Consider the following 18,718-nt stretch of genomic DNA (forward strand, 5'->3'; position numbering starts at 1 on the left):
ACAATATATATTATAATTTGTGAAGTTTTACACTTAAACGGCGCAGGTTAGTTCAATATGTAACTGTTTCTTGTGGTGAAATTTGTTTCAAATGAAGGTGAAAAGGAGGAACGATGAAAAAAACTTTTAAAAAGTTAGATAAGATACAAATCGTTATTGCTAGCATCGGATTACTACTGGCAATACTTGGGTTTACTTGCGATAATTTAACAGAAGTCGCATTCATATTAATATTTATAAGTTTACTTATAACTGAAGTACGAGATTTAAGAAAAGACAAGAAATCTATTTTTCCATATTTGAAAATAGTGATGAAGATACTAATAATTAAGCTTTTAATCCATAATTTATTGGGGTAGCGTCAGAAAAATGCGGATTTACAACGTTAAGCACTTAATGTTTCCAAACGAGGGTTTGGGAACTTACTAAAATAAAAACAGTCTTTACTAAAAGGAATTATTTAACTTCTTAAAAATCTTGTTGATTATTAGTTTCATTCAAACGTTAATCTTAAATAAAACTATAATGGAGGTATAATTATGTGGTTAATATTAGGTCTTATTGCAATAGTAGCAACTTTTATAAATCTTTTTATGTATGCAACAGGTAAAGATTATAAGCTTGCAATGGCAATGGGGTTATCATTTACAGCATTAACAATTTGTGCAGATTACAGTTATCTAAATAGGTGGGTAAAGGTGGAAGATTGGGCAGCTTTATCAGATGTAGTACCTGGTATGGCTAGGGCGTTTTGGTTTTTGACAATTGTTTCTATTTTACTAAATATAGCACCTGTACTTTTAGAATTGAAAAATAAAAAATAATTTCTTATTGCGGTTCATATGGCTTTATAATGTGAGGCAAAAAAACGTCCCCAAATCTCGCTTTGAGGGCATTTTCATTATTCAACAATCGGGCCATTTTGCTGAACAAATTATGCTAAAGTTGAAATAATTGTAAGGCGAAAGAAGGGAGATTCTAATATGGATTTAGCTTTGGAAATCGCTCGCACTTTACTACCTCTTGCAATAGTAGGTGGAATTGCGGTATTCGTAATTAAAAGAATGGAACGTAAATATAAGAAAGGCTCCTTGGGTAAGAAAAAATCAAAAGGCGCTCAAAATTTATTAGATAGTTTAATACCATTGGGAATGTTGAGTGGTTGTGTTGTTGGTATACTCCTTAGCATATTTTCCCCAATCTCTTTACTTTCTGCAATTACTTTAGGAGCTGGAATAGGTTTTTTATTTGGATACTTTGCTTATGAAATTTATAGCAAAAAAGAATAAAGATTTATAAAGTATACAAAATAAACGTTAATAACGTTCCCAAATGTAAGTTGGGGAGTAAAACAACCCATTTAATTGAATGAGGTGTTTGTTTTTTTGCTGCTTAGAATCCGTATGTCCCCTAACCACGCTTGGGGACGTTTTATAGTTCAATAAAAGTGTGAATTAATTTGGTAAAATAGATTAAGAGGGAGGGAATGTAGTGAGAAATTTTATTTCTGTTTTCATAATAGTTGTTGTAGTCGTCTTAGTAATTAATATAGACATCGATAAAAATGATAGTTTCTCTTCTAATAATGACGATGAGAAACAAGGGAACCGTATTGCATCTGTACTTGACAATGCGTGGGATGAATTTGGTTTATTTAGTTTTCAAGTAACCCCAGATTCAACAATTTTAATTGAAATGGATGAAACTAAAAGTGAATTACAACTGAAAAAGTATTTAGAGGAAAATGTGAATAAAACAGATTTGAGCCAATACAATATCGATATTACTAAAAAAAGTTTACAAGAAGTTGAGACAGAGAGTTTTATGAGCGAGGTTTCAGATATTGTATCTGATTATATACAAGAAAAAAAATATCACGATGTGGAACTTTACCATCCTTCAATTGAACCTAAACCGATATTAAAAATATCAATTCCTAAATCCAATGAACGTTCTAGCGAAAATATGAAAAAGGAATTAGATTATGTATTAGCTTCCAAGAGCGCAGAACTATCAAAAAAAGATATTTCCTATGAAATCCAGGTTATAGAGCGTACTAATGAAAGTACTATTGAATTAGATGCCGTAATCAGTGATGTTGTTGAAGATTTTCAAGGAACAGCAAACCATTTAATTATTTCTAGTACAGATATTTTTAAAGGAAATGGTATCTATAAAATGTCTTGGGCGCAACGATCAGATTCGAAGGACTATCAATTTCATGTCACAAACAATACCGGGACAAATGTAACCGTTCAAATTCAACAGAGTGGTCACACGCAAACTTATAATTTAGTGGCTAATGGTTCTAGTACATGGGTCCAATCAGCTGCTTCTTCTGGTGATCATACAATAATGGTCACAACATCTGATGGAAGAATTTTTAAAGGGGATGTTTTTGTTAGTCTATGTGATGCTCCATCGAACTAATTAGAAAGACTTTAACAAAGTTAAGTTCTTTAACAGGGGATTTAGTGCAACAAGGTTTTATAACGTATACATAAATAAACCTAATAACGTTTCCAAATCATACTTTGGTGACTCTACGAGGAAAGCTTTCCAAACTAAGCTTTGGGTGCATTTTTTTATTCAACTAACGACGGAGTCTAGTGCAATAACTAAATGGTATATTATACACTTTACAAAATGTCCCAATATAGCTGAATGAAGAGTATAATTATTATCCATATAGGGAGGAATGAAATTGATGATTTTATTGAATCCTGAAGAGTATGCAAAGGTTTGTAAATGTTCATTAGAATTAGCTACTAAAAGGTGTACATATTATGAAAATCTGTATAAAAAGTATCTTGAAGCTGTTTGTCCTACCTGTAATGCTGCAAGCGATAATTTATACTATGACGATGATGGTAAAATAGATGAAAAAAATATAGTCTATATTCGGTGTGGAAATTGTAAAGATACATTTTCTTGTAGCGATGCAAGATTTCGAGATTGGGTAGCTGGAGGAGGATTGCTTGATCCGGTGCTAGATGTAATCAAGTATGGTAAGTTCTCTGTAATGGGATTTGCTTATGATGATTTGTCAGAAGAAAAGTGGCTTCAATTTGTAACGGAGTCAACTAATAAATTATATAATGATGATTTGTAAATGAATGTACTTAAATGGGTGCTTTAGTGCAACAAGGATTTATAACGTATACATAAATAAACCCAATAACGTTCCCAAATGAAAGTTAGGTAACAAAACCAGGTATTGAGTGCATTTTTTATTGAACTAACGCAGCAGGGAAGGGATTGATGAGATATTGAGGAATAAAATTATTTTCTTAACTTACCTAAGTATAATTTTTATCGTTTTGTCTGCTTGTGGAAGTGAGAATGAAAAGTTAAAGTATCCTGTTATTGAGAGTGCTTCTGTTGAAATTAATTCCGTTGAGGGTTCCGATGTTGAGGTACTACATTTTAGCGTATAAATTAACGATTATGGAAATGAACCAGAGCAAGAGTACAATGTTAGATTCGTTATTCAAGATACTCATATAAGTGACCTGATTGCTGCCGAAGTAATAGAAATCCCTGAAACTTTCAAAATGGTGTCAGTACCAAAAGGTGGAGTACACTTTATTAGTGCAGCAGATTTTAGGGAAATAACGGAAGAATATAAAATAGGTGAAATAAAAAAATATATAGAAAATAATAAGGCAGTTATTGTAGAACTATATGATGGAGATCGAACAATTACTCAAGAAGTAATTAATACTTTTGTTGACAAGAGAGAAAAATAGAGAATTATCCGTTTTTTTATGGATGTGTGAATGTTAGTAATTGCATTTTGTTCTTCAACGGGGGATTTAGTGCAGCAAGGATTTATAACGTATACATAACTAAACCTCATAAACGTTCCCAAATGGAAGCTTGATAACATTTCAAACAGCGACAAACACTGTTAAATCGGTGTTTTTCGCTGTTTTTTATAGAAAATAACACTCTGAGACGCTGCGAAAAATAATTTTAAAGAAGACTGTTCGATCCACTTGTTCTGAATGGCGGTAACATATAAAAGGGTAAATTTGATTATTCTTATTTTGATTTGTTTTACAATGTAAAAATTAGTAAAATGAATAGTGACTATAAAATGTTAAAAACAACGGGAGATGTTAATTATGCATTCAACATATGTTCTTTACAATATTGTTCCCTTAGCATTCTTAATTTTGCTAGTATATATTTTTATTGATGTATTACTTGATTATTTTAGAAAAGTAGAAAAAAGTGCTAAGAAACGAGTTATGTTATATAGCTCTATTTTTTACGTAATAAGCTTAGTTCAAATTAAATTGGGTGGATTCACGCTCCCTCAAAATCCAGCAGACAATAGTAGCAGCTTTATTTCAACGAATGACTGGTTTGGAATATTTGATACGATGCACTTTAATATTTCTATTTGGAGTTATTCAGCTTTATTTTATAATGTTATTTTATTTGTACCGTTTGGGATTTTCTTATTACTCCTTTTCAATTTAAAAAGTAACAAAAAAGCAATTTCTATTGTTATTTTAAGTTGTTTAGTGATAGATGTCGCCCGTCTTTTACTTGGGTGGTCTGGTTTTACTATAAGCAACTTTGGTAATACGGATATTATCTATTTGTTATTTAATGTTTTGGGTGGAGTCTTAGGAATATTTTTAGTAAAGTACGCAGTAAATTATATTCACTCATATAAATTAAACAACCAAACAAAAATTGTCGAATAAAATATACACATATATACCTAAAAACGTTCCCAAACGCAAGTTTTGGAATACACCAAGAAGCCGAAAATGTTGTTAAATCAACGTTTATGGCTTTTCTTATGAACATTGTTTATACGTCTTTTTATACAGATGGCGTAAGCGGTTGATGTAGCAGTATTGTTACTTGTTTGGTTTGTTTTTCACTTTGCATAAAATCGTGTATATTTCTTAACGTTGTAAATCCGCATAAATCTGCCGGGACCCCTATAAATGATTGTTAAGATTATTGATTTGTGAAGGATGGTATTTAAAGTAACGGAGGCTTTAGTGAAAGAACGTTGAGATAAGTATGCGGCTCTTTTTTCTTATTAAACTAAAGGAACATGTTAATTGAAGATGAGGTAGTAGATGGTTCTTTAAACAGTTATACAAAAGTAGAATTTAAAATTTCATCACTATATAGAATGAATAGCTGATAAATATTGTTCTTTATGGCTTTGAAATATGGTCATATCGTTTTCCAAAAAAGATGTACCATTTAAAATAAAGTTATACCGTTTTGCCCCTTTGGATTCATCTAAAGGGGTTTCTTTTTAGTAACCTTAATATTAGGTTACTGCGTAAACGGGCTATTTAATTGAACAAGTACCTATTGAGTAGATGGAACATTTGGGAAACAATGAGGAAGTTAGTAAAGATGGCGAAAATAATGGATTAAGAAGTATTTATTTAACTGTGCCAGACTTTCTCATTTTTTTTATTTTTTTGAAAATGTGTAGGGTATAGTAGGAGTAGATTCGTCTTATAAGGTAGATAGTGAGAAAGGGGGGAGAGTGCTATTCAGGATGAGATTTTAGTAGAAAAAGTGAAAGCAGGCGATGAGCAGGCATTTCGTTTTCTTATTGAAAGATATAAAAATGATTTGTTCAAGGCGTTATATCCGATCCTCAGGAATGAGAAGGATGCAGAGGATGTAACTCAAGAAGTGTTTTTAAAAATCTATTATGCTCTCCCTGAGTACAAATCGCAAGGTCTGAAGGCGTGGATGACGCGGATTGCAATTAATCATGCAATTGATTTGAAGCGCAAGAAGCAACGTCAGAATGAAACGGTTCTTGAACCAGAAGTGTTTTCAGCAATATCTCAAACGGGTTGTAATACCATTGCTCTTCTTCTGCGAAAAGAACAGAGAGAGGTGGTACGACAACGATTAGATGAAATGCCCCCTAATTATAGAGATGTTATTTATGCGTATTACATAACTGAAAAAAGTTATAAACAAATAGCTGATGAGCAGGAGGTTGAGGTTAAGACAATAGAAATGAAGCTGTACCGTGCAAGAAATTGGATGAAGAAACATTGGAAGGAGGATGATTTTTGATGAGGCATTTCAGCAACGAAGAGTGGATGAGTTATATAAACGATAAGTTATCAAAAACAACGTGTGAAGAGCTAGAAGATCACCTATTTTCCTGTGACCAATGTTTAGAAGTCTATATTAAAATGATAGATAGACAGGCAGAGGAGCTACCAGTAATAGATTATAGTAGCTTTACAGATGAAATTATTGCAGAACTCCCTCAAAAGAAGATGCGAAAAAAAATACTTTATCAGCGAACACTATTTCATTACGCAGTAGCAGCCGTCATAACATTAACACTTATGACAACTGGCTTCTTCCAATCTATTATGGGTGTTGTAACTACCGTTGAAGTATCATCGACATCAAAGCCACAGCAAAGTGTATCGAGTAGCCTAATGAAAAAATCGTTGGCACTATTTGAAATAATTGATATAAAACAAAAGGAGGGTCAATAATGATGACTAAAAATCCACTACTTGCGTTCTTCCTAACCTTTATTCCGGGGGCGGGCCATTTCTACATAAATCGAAATGTCAGAGGGCTCCTCTACGGGGCAGGGGCTATATTACCGTTCATATTTGGTTTCTTCCTATATTTTCTGATGTATTCAGAACAACCACTAGTTATTGGGATTTTCATCGCACTAATCGTCACGGCGATTAGTGTAATGGATATGTTACTTTACTTATTAAAGAATAAGAGAGTTACGATACAAACTGACCAAACGCAAGAAACGTTACAGGACCCAACCCAAACTAAAACGGACGAAAATGGACGCTTTTATACAATTTTACTTTCCTTTATCCCGGGGTTAGGTCATTTTCATCTAGGTTTAATGAATAGGGGATTAACATTCCTTATCGGTTTTTTTGGACTTGGAACGATGGTCTTGTTTATTTCAGTTTTCACGGACCAAATTGCATTCTTGGTATTTATAGGGATTCTCCCTGTGCTTTGGGTTTATAACATGTTTGATGCGATTCAACAAGTGAGCAAAAAGTTACGAGGAGAAGAATTAATAGATAAGACGATATTAGAGGATTTCGAAGAAACACGACGTGAAAAAGGGAAGAAAAGTAAGACTTTAGCAACCTTATTATCGATTTTCCCAGGTGCTGGACATATGTACTTAGGCTTACAAAAACGCGGCTTACAGCTCATGGCAGCGTTTTTGTTGGGAATTTATATTTTAGACATTTTAAGACTTTCACTGTTTCTGTTTTTAATCCCTATCATCTGGTTTTACAGCTTTTTTGATGCATTGCAAAAGGTTTCAATGCACGGGGAAGAGGAGTTAGAAGATATCCCAGTGATCTCGTATTTTGTGAATCACCACAAATGGTTAGGGATTGGTATGTTGGCACTAGGACTTTATTATTTGGTTGCAAATGTGATCATCCCTGCGTCAGCGCCAGCGTTAATGACGAATCTAGGAATTGATATTGAATACTGGTATTATAACTATTTCCAAGTCAGTGTTATCTGTATTTTATTAATTGGCGGAGGCTTGAAGCTGATGTTCGGAAGCAAAAGCCGAAAGGAGAGTCATGATGCGTAAATGGCGTGTTGGTACTGTATCAATGGGATTATCCCTTATGTTACTAGGGGTTCTTTTATTTATAACTCAAATTAAGGGAAAAATTATGTTTGAACCATTTCTTGTATGGTGGCCGATCATCCTTGTTGTGTTAGGGATTGAAATTATCGTTTACCTCTTTTTATCAAAGCAAGAAAATCCGATTGTAAAGTACGATTTTATAAGCATTTTATTTGTTGGAATATTAGGTACTATTGGAATTGGTTTTACGCTTTTAACTTCAACGGGTCTATTAACCGAGCTTCAAACCCTTGTGGTGGCAGAGGATAAATCATTCAATCTACCTTCAATTGAGGAAGAGCTACCAGACAACATTAAAAGAATTGTCCTGGAAACGAGTGATCATGAAGTTAAAATAGAGGGTTCTGACGTAAATCAAATAAATATATTTGGTACCTATAGCGCGAAGGTTAATCCGAAAAGCAATCCTCCGATTGCAGATAAGGATAATTATACGCTAACAAAAATAGTAGGTGACACAATGTATGTGACGATTAAAGCTACTACTCGTCATTCGGGTCCTTTTTCGACCTATATCGCAATCGAGCCTACAATTATTGTGCCAGATAATGTTAGCTTAGTGGTGAGAGGAAAGCATAATACAATTGCGCTGTATCCAGGTTCTCTTAAAAACCATTGGACCGTTGATGGACCAAGCTATGTTACCATGCATGTTGGAAAAAATAATGATGTTTTACTTTCAGCTACTTCAAGAAATAGACCGGAAAATGGTAATGTGAAATGGGATTCAATCGAAATATCAGACAAAGGCGGAATCGACGAGTTTGAAGAGGAAGTAAACGACAAACTTTACAAAGGAACTTTAAAGGTAGGAAACGGAACATACCATCTTAATATATTTAATAGTGAGCTAATTTCGGTGAATTTAGTAGAAGGGCTTTAATTGTCAATTCAAGATATCTCCAAAGTGGTGGTATTTTCGTAGGATAGAGTTTTTTTATGAAAAGGTATCTGTTTTTCGCTATTTTTTAAAATATTCTTAGGAGGAGTGGCTTTGTTCCGTAAACGGACGCTTTAGTTTAATAAAGGAACAGTAGAAGAATGGTAAGAAAAAAGGCCTCGATTCCACTAAATAGGAATCGAGCCTCTATAATTAAACCCACCTGCACCAATGTGTTGCCACATACACTCGACACATTGTGAGGCTGTCGAGTGGTTGGAGTTAGTATACATAAATAAAAAATAGATGTGTTGAAAATCCTTATGTGAATCTCAGCCTCTCTGCTTTTTTAATTTAAACTCTTCAATGGCTAGTTTTATTTATTCAATTCCTTATATAAAATATATTTTAAGGCAGAAATTTCATCTTCAGACAGTTTACCTTCAATTTCGGATAATACCTCATCCTTACTAATTGAACCGTTTTGCGCTTGTTCCTGAATTTCAAGTAAACGATTAATGCCCACTTTTTTTATTAACACACGTGTCGCTTCTTCCTTAGTTTGGAAGGGAAGGGTATCCGGATTTATAGTTGCTGCCTCGCTTACAATTTCTTGAACCTGCGAATCGTTCTCGATATAGGATTTTACTTCTTCTAGATTTTCGTCATCTAAAGTAGATTCCACTTTTTCGATTATTTTTTCGGAAGCGATATTTGTCCCAAAATGCCACACAGCATAGCCAGCTCCTCCGAGTAAAACAAGAATTATTGCGGTAATTATTAAAAACTTTTTCATCAACTCACTCCTAACACTTTGAATATAGCACAACTTCTCAAAAACCACGAAGAAAAGATATTTTCTATGATTGGTTTAATTACAATTATTTGCGAACCTAGAGCAGATAAGTTTTCACCCTAATATATAGATAGCATAATTATCTATTGTAGGTACGTCTATATTTCCATCTGGGTACTTGTTCCACAATCGGGCGCAATTCTTTAATAAGGAATGCACCTTCCTCCATTAAAGGGCCATTTAACAGAACAAATAGGTAACTTAATTAACCTTTATCCGTCTAACAATCCAAGGAGGGATAAAGTGAAAGTGTCAAGATTAATTTTGTGTTTGGTTATTTTCGTTTTATTAACTGCTGTTGGATGTTCTAATTCATCGGATAAAGGTAAAGTAGAGATTTATACACCTGAAAATCCTAATGCGGAAGAGATTTTAAAATTAGATCCTGAAGCCGATATATTTCAGTTCAATGGAGTGATTTATCAGACTGGAATTGATTGGGTTGAAGAAACAACATTAACAAAAGACGAGCAGGTAGGAGAAATAAAAACAAAAAACGATACTGATACAAACTTTGAAGACGAAATGTCGAACAAATTGCCTGTTGGTGCAAAAGTCTTTTCGGTTAAAGAAAAAGAAGAAATTGGAGGACCAATTTTACTCGTAGAATCAGAAGGTAAACTGTATAAATACTATGGGTTTGTTGAGGGTTAATCAAATTTCATATATCCGATCGGGCGCGATTGTGGACCAACACTATTATACATCTGCTAAAACCGTTGTTAGATTGTAAATTAATCGTATACTCCGCTCATTTTTTTAGAGCAGTCTACCAAGACCACTTGCGTTGGTTAACCTAATCAACTTTGATTTGGTTGAAATTAACGAACTCAATTCTGAGTTGGTTAAAATTAAACGGACACATTTTTGTGTTGGTTAACACGCTATATACAATGTATATAGGTACTCCCAGTTAACTTGATTTCAATAATCTGTTATTATTAACCTAATTATATAAAACAAACCGAATTAAACAAATACATACAAATTATAAGTGGGGTTTAATAATATGCAGAGGAAAACAAAGTCGGCAATTGTTATCATTGCAGTATTGGTCATTTTTGGAGGGATTTTTGGTTACATCAAATTCACTGAACAGATGGGGAAACCTACTCCCGAAAAAGAAAAAGCAGCCGTTGGACATGTTGAAGTAACGTTTGAAGATAATACTATTCCTGAAGAAAAAGAAAAGTTGCCATATCCTGACGATTTAGAAGAATTTAAAATGAGAAACATCATTCATAACATGTCCCACCAAAAAGTCAAAACTGAAAATGACGAAAAAATAGGAAATACGCAAATAACAAAAGCCAAAGTAGACCGATTGTTAGAAATAGCAAAACTCAATATGAAAAATTACGACAATGGCGATGTATATATAAAAATATTGGAGAGATGGTCGGTAGGAGATTTTTCAAATGCTGTTGATGACCATAATTCTATCTGGGAAATGCAAAATGGAGAGGTTGGAAAAGCGATTCGTTTATTAACGCCCGAAGAAGAAAAATCGCACATCAAATTTTATTTTACAAAACCATTAAAACCAGAAAATAGTGCTCAATAATGAGCACTATTCAGACTGTAGACAAACTCAATGAATTTTGAGTTTGCCTACAGTCTTTTTTCTTTTACTATAAAATGAAGTAAAGGCGTTGATTTCCACTACGGGCGTGGACAAGAATGGGCAGGCTGCGGTGACCTAACAAGTAAAAAAGGTTGTGAAATTTCGGACTGTACTAAAAAAACATCTAAAAGTTCTTGTCCATAGTTCGATAATTTATATAAAAGTCTGATCATTTATATAAAAATTGATAATTTGTAAAAAGTCCTACTTGTTCAACAAAACCAGCTAATAGTTGTCAAGATTTTTCAATAAAAAAATTAAAACCTACATGATATACTAAAAAAGGGTATACCAAATAAGCCTTCCTATAAAATTGGAAGGTTTTATTTAATGTAATTAGTTATTTCTTTTTAATCTGTATTTTGGAAGGTCATCTTCCTTTTAAGTAGGGCATAAATCCAATGTAAAAGCTTATTAGCACAAGCAATTATTGCTACTCTAAAAGGTTTTCCTTCTTCGCGTTTTTTATCGTAGAACTCTCTTAATTTCTTATTTCTAGGGATTATTTCATCACTTGTTTTTTGCTTACGTGCATCTCTTATACCGCATTGTACAGCCATAAACAACGCTTGTCTTAACCTGCTAGAACCTCTTTTGGTTATGCGATTTATTGAAGCAGTAAACCTACCAGAAGAGTAAACGCTAGGATCTATCCCAGCGAATGCTACTAGCTTTTTAGGATGATTAAACCGCTCTATCTCTCCTATTTCGGAGATGATTGTTGCCGCAATCTTTTCTCCAACTCCAGGGATAGACTGGATTATTTCATATTCTTCAATTTCTTTAGCGAGGGCATCTATTTCTGCTGCTAACTTTGATAGATGCTCTTGATATTGAAGAACAATGTTAATAAACATTCTTAGGTTAAAGATATGGCTTTGGTATAAGTTGTTTTGAAATGGATTACGTAATGCAGCTTCTCTCAATTTAATTGCTTTTTCTTTTGCCCATTTTTCTGAACGGGTTGTACATAATTCCGCAATTTTATTAGTAAGATCTAATTCGTTAACACTTAAAACCTCTTTGGAGGTTGGGAAGATTGATAGAATCTGTAACGAGATTTTTGAGTAGAGATTCCCAAAGACACCTCTATATTCAGGAAATACCTGATCTAATATTGATTGTAGCTGTAACTTTGTTTGTGCAGCCGTACTTGATACGGTTTCTTGTTGTCTAGTGAGATTACGAAGATTTAAGAGTTGTATGCCTCTTTTTTTATATGGTTCTAACTCTTCCTTGTAATATAGTTCACATAGATGATAGGCATCAATGGCATCGGTCTTTACTTTGCGTAAATTTGTACTTCTAGCACGATGAGAGATAAGTGGGTTTACAATAATATAGACGTATTGTTGCTCCTCCAAAAATTGAATGATAGGCATATGATATTGACCTGTAGATTCTAAAATAACCGAAGGTTGCTTACCATCAGCCACTTTCTCTATATCCCTTAGAAATCCTAATAAACCATCCAAACCATCAAGAGTATGTTTAATACTAAAGCTCTTACGATATGGTTTGCCTTTATCTAAAAAGGCTTGAACCTGACTTTCTCCTTTTGAAACATCCAGACCTACGACTGGATTCATAATCAAATCTCCTCCTTAAGAAAACTAAATTCGTCGGTAACCCCTAAAGCTGCTTGTAATGTCATAGGTTCGCTTGTTAAACGGGATCCTTGTCCCAACCAGCTCGAAACATGTTTATACAAGTAGGGGGTGAACAGTTTTGCGGACGGGATCAAGTCCCACGGGCCAGACGTTCTACCCCGACTACCGTTATAATAAGACCTAAAAGAAAAAGGTCAACCAGAAAAATCTGGCTAACCTCATATTACGAACGGGCCAGATTGTGGAGTAAAGTGGTTGTAAAAAATGTATGGATTTGAAATACTTGTTATTAAGGATAGGAACATATTCTAATCCGTTGATATAATAATATTTATAGAAGGAGGACGATTATGGAGAAGTCATTGCTTATTCAATTAGATGCAACGTATGTATTAAATTTTATGATTTACCTTCAAAATCTTTACTTAAATGAAAAGTTGGACGATGACAATTTGAAATATCCTTTGATGCAAAGTGCATCACCTTTTATAGAAACATTTGAAGAGAAATTCCAAGGTTTATGGAATGAACTTCTAGTAAGATTATGTGAAAAAGAAAGTAATGATATGGAAATCTTTTGCAATGAAAAGCGATTGTTTTATGAAACGTTGTTTGAGCGTGATACGTCAAAGCATTTCAACGAGATTTATAAAGCATTTTCAGTATGGTGGAGAAGTTTAGCAGGGCAATTTTCAGTGGAACACTCTGTTGGCGATAAGGCACAAAACTTATACAATGATTTATCTAATGGACTTAAACAAAGCGGAAGAAAGCCTCAAAAGTTTCTACATATTACTTTGATTTTTGATGAATATGTAATAGGGAAATCTGTGAATATCCCTTATTTTTTGGCTGTATCAATACAAGATTTTTGGGTGAATTATAAATCGTTAGTGCCAAAATTACAGGAAAGCATAAATTAGTATATAGGGAGATTATGAACTATTCTCCTTTCGAAATTAAACGATATTATTATCTATGCTCAGATTATGCAATTTTATATGTTAGATTGGGAAGGAATGCACTTAAAGTAACTGGTGCTTATCTTGAATAAGCATCACTGTTCTTATTAAAATAACCTCTATATAGCTTGTCATACGGGATCACTATGTCCCAACCAGCCTAATCATGTGTTAACAAGTAGATGGCGAACTGTTTAGTTGTCGGGATCAAGTCCCACGCGCAGGTCCGTTCTACCCCGGCTACTATCAATCTATAAATTGAATAAAAAATAGTCAACCAGATTTCTCTGGCTGACCTTATAATACGAACGTTGCAGAATAGTTTAGTAAGAATAATATATAAATAAACTGGTGAATAAAGAGTTTTATATAAACAAAGAGAAATGAGGGGTTCAAAGTGAAATCAAAATTAGTTAAGGGTAATGTCACATCTAGTGGTTTTGCTGCATTATTTATTGCTTGGTTTTTTGCAGAAGGGGCTATAGGCGAATCTGATACTTTGACACCAGAATTTTTTTTAATCTTACCAATATGGGCTATTGGGGCACTATTGATGTGGAGATTTGTTTCTAAAAACAAATTAGAAAATACTTCTTATTTTAAAATTGTATTGAGTAACTCTTTGCTTTGGTTAACTATCCCTATCGGTTTAATGTTTGCGTTTCAATATATATAAGAAGATTGGGGAAAAGATAAAGAATTAAGTTATTTTCTTATTAAAGTAACGGGGCTTTAGTTGAAGATTCGGTTTGCGAAATAAAAAAAAGAGTTAATTTCTACGCATCACTTCAATCTTTGTAGATTAACTCTGTATTTTTGTTGTCCCTCAAGATTTAATTTAGCAACATCTTTAATAAAAAAGCCATTATTTAATTAAAGCAACATGTTCGCTTAACTAGTAGTCTCCGCACATGACCACTCACATGCATGTTTCAAGGTAATTTCGATAAACATGGTTAAAGCTGGGGAAATCCACTTGTTTTTGTGATAAGCGACTTGGGAAAAAATCTGTTTTAAGTCACCGACACAAGGAATAATTTTTAATGTTCCTTCTTGGATTTCTTCTTTTACAGTCATTAACGGTAAATAAGAAATACCAAGCCCACTCATTACACAGCGCTTAATCGCCTCAATACTCCAAAGTTCCATCGTGGAGGAAGGAATAATTCTCTGTTCTCCAAGGTATTCTTCAAATATTCTTCGATAACTACATTCTTTCTCGTTGGTAATCAAACATTCGCTTATTTTTTGATTTTTGTAGCGCTCATCTATAATATTCAGCAGACAGTCAGGGCTTCCAACAAGGACAATAGGTTCATCCAATAAAGGATGGACGATTAAATCTGAATCCTGCATCTGGGGCAACATGACAAATGCAAGATCAGCACTACCATTAAGTATTGCTTTTTTGTTATCTCCGCAGGTAGCGTTAGTTAGACTAATGCTTACATGAGGAAACTTCTTTCTAAATTCTCTTAATATCGGTTCTAGACGATATACTGTTAGAGATTCTGGAGCCGCAATCTTTAACTCTCCACTCATTTCCTCTCCATCACTAGTAATACTTTCGATTTTTCCATAAGTATCTAAAATCTCTTGCGTATAGGGTAATAACTTATTTCCAATATCAGTCAAACTTATTTTTCGACCCATCCTATCAAACAGGGGTGCACCTAAATGTTCTTCAAGCGCATGGATATGAGAAGTCACTGTGGATTGTGTGTAACCTAAATTTTCTGCTGCTTGTGTGAAGCTACCCATTTCAATGATTTTTTTAAACGTAACAAAATGGCGTATTTCCATCTTTTCACCAACCTTTATTTTACTCTTTCTTTTATAGTATCAAAAAAATCAATGGATAACTTCATAAACTTCAATTTTACTAATGATTAATTACGAGTTAATGTTAAGGAAATTGGTGGCCCATCACCAAAAGTTGGGGATGATATTTTGATTGTTGATTGAAGCGGCTCATCGAACGCCCGCTGGAAAGCGCCCAGTCGGAACGGAAATCAACCCCATGTTATGGTGATGGACTAAAATTATCCGTAGAAAGCGGGGGAGGGTATGAAACGTATTCACTATAGCTGGATTATTCTTGTCATTACATTTTTCTCTATTATTGTAGCTGGCATCGTTATATCTTCATCAGGAGTTTTTATTAATGCGTTCGAAAATGAATTTGGCTGGGAACGATCTGTTATTGCATTAGCGTTCGCCGTTAGCCTGTTTTTATATGGTATATCAGGTCCGTTTATGGCTGCATTATTAGAAGTAATTGGGGTTAAAAAAATGATGTTAGTTTCAATGGCAACCTTGATAACAGGTAGCACGCTAACATTAGTAATGAATCAATCATGGCATCTAATCATCATTTGGGGTTTTATAATAGGACTTGGCGCGAGTCTTTTTTTAACGGTAGTGAGTCCGTACGTGTCGACTCATTGGTTCGGGAAAAGAAGGGGGCTTGCATTAGGAATATTATCGGCAAGTACTGCCACAGGTCAGTTAATTTTACTCCCGGTCTTAGCGGCTATTATCGATAAATATTCATGGCGTTGGGCTATTGCCTTAATTATAGTTCTTTGCTTCATAATGCTTATCATCATCTTTTTATTTATGAAAAACACACCGAAAGATGCAGGCATTCTTCCATATGGAATTGAAGATGAGGAACAAGTTAGCAAAGAAGAACAGAAGGGAAATCCTATTGTTTTGGCTTTCAAAGGTTTATTCGCAGCGGTGAAAGTGAAGGAGTTTTGGTTATTAGCTGGTAGTTTCTACATTTGTGGGCTTTCAACAAGCGGTTTAATTGGTACACATTTTGTTTCTTACTGCATCAGTTTTGGAATCCCTTTAGTTACAGCGGCTTCGTTTCTTTCATTTATGGGAATCTTTAATTTAGTAGGAACCACTTTATCAGGTTGGTTGTCAGATCGTTTTGATAATCGATGGTTATTATTTTGGTACTACAGTTTAAGAGGGGCTTCTCTAGTACTACTTCCATATTCATTGATGGAAGGTTCCTTTATACTTTTAGCTATCTTTACTGTATTTTATGGATTAGATTGGATTGCAACGATTCCACCGACTATTGGAATCACAAGACAAATATTCGGGATAAATAAAAGCGGCATTATCTATGGTTGGATTTTTGCCTTTCATCAGGCAGGTGCCGCTACAGCTGCTTATGGTGGTGGCCTTATCTATAAATTTTTCGATTCTTACACGTGGACATTCTTTTTAGCAGGTGTCTTCTGTGTAATAGCCAGTCTATTTGTCATTATAATTAAAAAACCAACATTACAGCCTGTTAACTAAAGTAGGAGGAATGATAAACTCGGTTAGGGAATAGCTAGTGATTCTAAGCGTTTCTATAATAGGAAATTAAGTATCTTATAGCAGATGAATTGTGGAAAATCCTTTTAATTGGGTTCATCACCAAAAGCCAGGGATGATATTTGGTTAATGAGCAAAACAATATTTGAATGCTCGTTGATTGAAGTGGAGGCTGGGCGACTCCTGGGGGATTAGCGTCCTAGATGAGACCCTGGAGCGAGCTTGCGAGTGAAGCGGCTCATCGGACGCCCCCCGGAAAGCGCCCAGCCGGAACGGAAATCAACCCCAAGTTATGATGAAGAACCTCTAATTGGATAATATATTATGCGAATGTAATCAAACAATTTAGAGAATAATGACTTTAAGTAAAAGGGTTGAATTCTGTCTTAGAAACGAATATTATAATTGATGTTGTAAAAAATGTTCGTGTTTAAGAAAGGCGGTATAAAGATGTTTCGTTTGAAGGAACATGGTACAAATGTTAAGACTGAACTTATTGCAGGAATGACTACATTCCTCACTATGGTATATATCGTTGTTGTGAATCCGATTATTTTATCGGATGCAGGTGTACCACTTGACCAAGTGTTTATGGCAACGATTATTTCTGCTGTAATCGGTACATTATGGTTGTCGCTTTGTGCTAATTATCCAATCGCAATTGCTCCAGGTATGGGATTGAATGCATATTTCACGTACGCTGTCGTGTTAGCTTCTGACGGTAAAATTGATTATATAACAGCATTTGCTGCTGTTTTCGTGTCAGGGATCATTTTCATTCTTTTATCTTTAACGCCACTACGAGAAAAATTGATAACGGCAATTCCTGAAAATTTAAAGCATGCCATTACGGCAGGTATTGGTTTATTTATCGCCTTCCTAGGCTTACGTATGGCTAACATTATTGTGGCAAGTGATAGTAACTTAGTCATGCTAGGTGATTTAACTTCTCCTGGTGTACTTTTAACGTTATTTGGTTTATTCATTACGGTTATTTTAATGGTACGCAATGTCAAAGGTGCATTATTTATTGGTATGGTTGTGACGGGTATTGTAGCTGCGCTCACAAATCAATTACAAATTGATAAAGTGGTAGCTCTTCCTCATTTACCAGAAGGTATTTTAATTTGGAATCCAATTGAAGCAATTGGCCAGGTTATTTCTTATGGCTTATATGGAGTTGTATTCTCATTTATTTTAGTTACACTTTTTGATACGACAGGCACAATGGTTGGTGTCGCTAAGCAAGCTGGTTTGATGAAGGACGGTAAATTGCCTCGTGCTCGTCAAGCATTATTAGCTGACTCAGTTGCTACAACTTTTGGTTCTATGTTCGGGACAAGTCCAACAACAGCATTTGTTGAGTCTTCAGCTGGTGTTGCTGCTGGGGGTCGTACAGGTTTAACGAGTTTAACTGTCGCGGTTCTATTCATTGTTGCATCTTTCTTCGGGCCTTTAGTAGGTGCTGTATCTGGTGTTGCAGCAATTACTTCGCCAACCTTAATTATTGTTGGTACATTGATGATTGGTTCTGTAAAAGAAATTGAGTGGAGTAAGTTTGATGAAGCGTTCCCTGCTTTCTTAATCATTTTGATTATGCCGCTTACTTCAAGCATTTCAACAGGTATTGCTTTTGGATTTATCATTTACCCTATTTTAAAAATAGTGAAAGGTGAAGCGAAAAAAGTGCATCCAATGCTTTATGTTTTCGCGATCCTATTTGCATTCCAATTACTATTCTTACCTCACTAATAAAAGATGCCCACTGT

The 18,718-nt window shown here is 34.4% G+C and carries 20 protein-coding genes; 17 read left to right on the forward strand and 3 right to left on the reverse strand.

The features are described 5' to 3' along the window. Positions 1-113: 113 nt before the first annotated feature. The 11 genes from AEA09_RS06240 (at position 114) to AEA09_RS06290 (ending at position 8,561) form a co-directional block, all read left to right on the forward strand. Entirely contained in the window at positions 114-359 is a 246-nt protein-coding gene (locus tag AEA09_RS06240; RefSeq protein ID WP_053583014.1) for a hypothetical protein, read from the forward strand. A gap of 180 nt (positions 360-539) precedes the next feature. After that, positions 540-824 carry a hypothetical protein gene (locus AEA09_RS06245; protein ID WP_053583015.1) on the forward strand — a complete coding sequence of 95 codons (285 nt, stop codon included), beginning with the start codon at positions 540-542 and terminating at the stop codon, positions 822-824. Positions 825-983: 159 nt separating this feature from the next. Beyond that, complete coding sequence (locus AEA09_RS06250; protein ID WP_053583016.1) at positions 984-1,289, forward strand: hypothetical protein; 306 nt, start codon at positions 984-986, stop codon at positions 1,287-1,289. Positions 1,290-1,491: 202 nt separating this feature from the next. Continuing rightward, positions 1,492-2,430 carry a YolC/YozM family protein gene (locus AEA09_RS20155; RefSeq protein WP_211263231.1) on the forward strand — a complete coding sequence of 313 codons (939 nt, stop codon included), beginning with the start codon at positions 1,492-1,494 and terminating at the stop codon, positions 2,428-2,430. Positions 2,431-2,704: 274 nt separating this feature from the next. Then, positions 2,705-3,112 (forward strand): hypothetical protein, encoded by a 408-nt coding sequence (locus AEA09_RS06260; RefSeq protein WP_156312067.1) that lies wholly within the window; start codon positions 2,705-2,707, stop codon positions 3,110-3,112. A gap of 442 nt (positions 3,113-3,554) precedes the next feature. Next, a complete protein-coding gene (locus tag AEA09_RS06265) occupies positions 3,555-3,749 on the forward strand; it encodes a hypothetical protein (RefSeq protein WP_053583018.1) in 195 nt (64 codons plus the stop codon). A gap of 378 nt (positions 3,750-4,127) precedes the next feature. Continuing rightward, positions 4,128-4,718 carry a VanZ family protein gene (locus AEA09_RS06270; RefSeq protein WP_053583019.1) on the forward strand — a complete coding sequence of 197 codons (591 nt, stop codon included), beginning with the start codon at positions 4,128-4,130 and terminating at the stop codon, positions 4,716-4,718. 844 nt (positions 4,719-5,562) lie between these two features. Then, positions 5,563-6,078, forward strand: coding sequence for a sigma-70 family RNA polymerase sigma factor (locus AEA09_RS06275; RefSeq protein ID WP_245622796.1), 516 nt, complete (start codon positions 5,563-5,565; stop codon positions 6,076-6,078). Continuing rightward, entirely contained in the window at positions 6,078-6,515 is a 438-nt protein-coding gene (locus tag AEA09_RS06280; RefSeq protein ID WP_053583021.1) for an anti-sigma factor, read from the forward strand. The genes AEA09_RS06275 and AEA09_RS06280 overlap by 1 nt, the downstream gene beginning before the upstream one ends. A gap of 2 nt (positions 6,516-6,517) precedes the next feature. Beyond that, positions 6,518-7,618 (forward strand): DUF6677 family protein, encoded by a 1,101-nt coding sequence (locus AEA09_RS06285; protein WP_053584630.1) that lies wholly within the window; start codon positions 6,518-6,520, stop codon positions 7,616-7,618. After that, positions 7,611-8,561, forward strand: coding sequence for a hypothetical protein (locus AEA09_RS06290; protein ID WP_053583022.1), 951 nt, complete (start codon positions 7,611-7,613; stop codon positions 8,559-8,561). The genes AEA09_RS06285 and AEA09_RS06290 overlap by 8 nt, the downstream gene beginning before the upstream one ends. Positions 8,562-8,934: 373 nt before the next feature. Here the strand turns inward: AEA09_RS06290 and AEA09_RS06295 are convergent, their stop codons facing one another. Beyond that, positions 8,935-9,354 carry a hypothetical protein gene (locus tag AEA09_RS06295; RefSeq protein ID WP_053583023.1) on the reverse strand — a complete coding sequence of 140 codons (420 nt, stop codon included), beginning with the start codon at positions 9,352-9,354 and terminating at the stop codon, positions 8,935-8,937. A 303-nt stretch (positions 9,355-9,657) separates the two neighbouring features. On the opposite strand from AEA09_RS06295, the gene AEA09_RS06300 reads away from it, so the two are divergent. Together AEA09_RS06300 and AEA09_RS06305 are read left to right on the forward strand one after the other, a co-directional pair. Then, entirely contained in the window at positions 9,658-10,068 is a 411-nt protein-coding gene (locus AEA09_RS06300; RefSeq protein WP_053583024.1) for a hypothetical protein, read from the forward strand. 355 nt (positions 10,069-10,423) lie between these two features. Further along, positions 10,424-10,978 (forward strand): DUF6241 domain-containing protein, encoded by a 555-nt coding sequence (locus AEA09_RS06305; protein ID WP_053583025.1) that lies wholly within the window; start codon positions 10,424-10,426, stop codon positions 10,976-10,978. Between the two features lie 410 nt (positions 10,979-11,388). On the opposite strand, the gene AEA09_RS06310 is transcribed toward AEA09_RS06305, so the two are convergent. After that, positions 11,389-12,627, reverse strand: coding sequence for an IS110 family RNA-guided transposase (locus AEA09_RS06310; protein ID WP_053582568.1), 1,239 nt, complete (start codon positions 12,625-12,627; stop codon positions 11,389-11,391). Positions 12,628-12,998: 371 nt separating this feature from the next. Between AEA09_RS06310 and AEA09_RS06315 the strand changes: the two genes are divergently transcribed. Both AEA09_RS06315 and AEA09_RS06320 read left to right on the forward strand, forming a co-directional pair. Then, positions 12,999-13,571 (forward strand): hypothetical protein, encoded by a 573-nt coding sequence (locus AEA09_RS06315; protein WP_053583026.1) that lies wholly within the window; start codon positions 12,999-13,001, stop codon positions 13,569-13,571. A 436-nt stretch (positions 13,572-14,007) separates the two neighbouring features. Beyond that, positions 14,008-14,286, forward strand: coding sequence for a hypothetical protein (locus AEA09_RS06320; protein WP_053583027.1), 279 nt, complete (start codon positions 14,008-14,010; stop codon positions 14,284-14,286). A 215-nt stretch (positions 14,287-14,501) separates the two neighbouring features. Here the strand turns inward: AEA09_RS06320 and AEA09_RS06325 are convergent, their stop codons facing one another. Next, complete coding sequence (locus AEA09_RS06325; protein WP_053583028.1) at positions 14,502-15,413, reverse strand: LysR family transcriptional regulator; 912 nt, start codon at positions 15,411-15,413, stop codon at positions 14,502-14,504. 264 nt (positions 15,414-15,677) lie between these two features. On the opposite strand from AEA09_RS06325, the gene AEA09_RS06330 reads away from it, so the two are divergent. Further along, entirely contained in the window at positions 15,678-16,931 is a 1,254-nt protein-coding gene (locus tag AEA09_RS06330; protein ID WP_053583029.1) for an MFS transporter, read from the forward strand. Between the two features lie 468 nt (positions 16,932-17,399). Continuing rightward, complete coding sequence (locus tag AEA09_RS06335) at positions 17,400-18,701, forward strand: NCS2 family permease (RefSeq protein ID WP_053583030.1); 1,302 nt, start codon at positions 17,400-17,402, stop codon at positions 18,699-18,701. Positions 18,702-18,718 lie beyond the last annotated feature (17 nt).

Source organism: Lysinibacillus contaminans (assembly GCF_001278945.1).
GTDB lineage: Bacteria > Bacillota > Bacilli > Bacillales_A > Planococcaceae > Lysinibacillus > Lysinibacillus contaminans.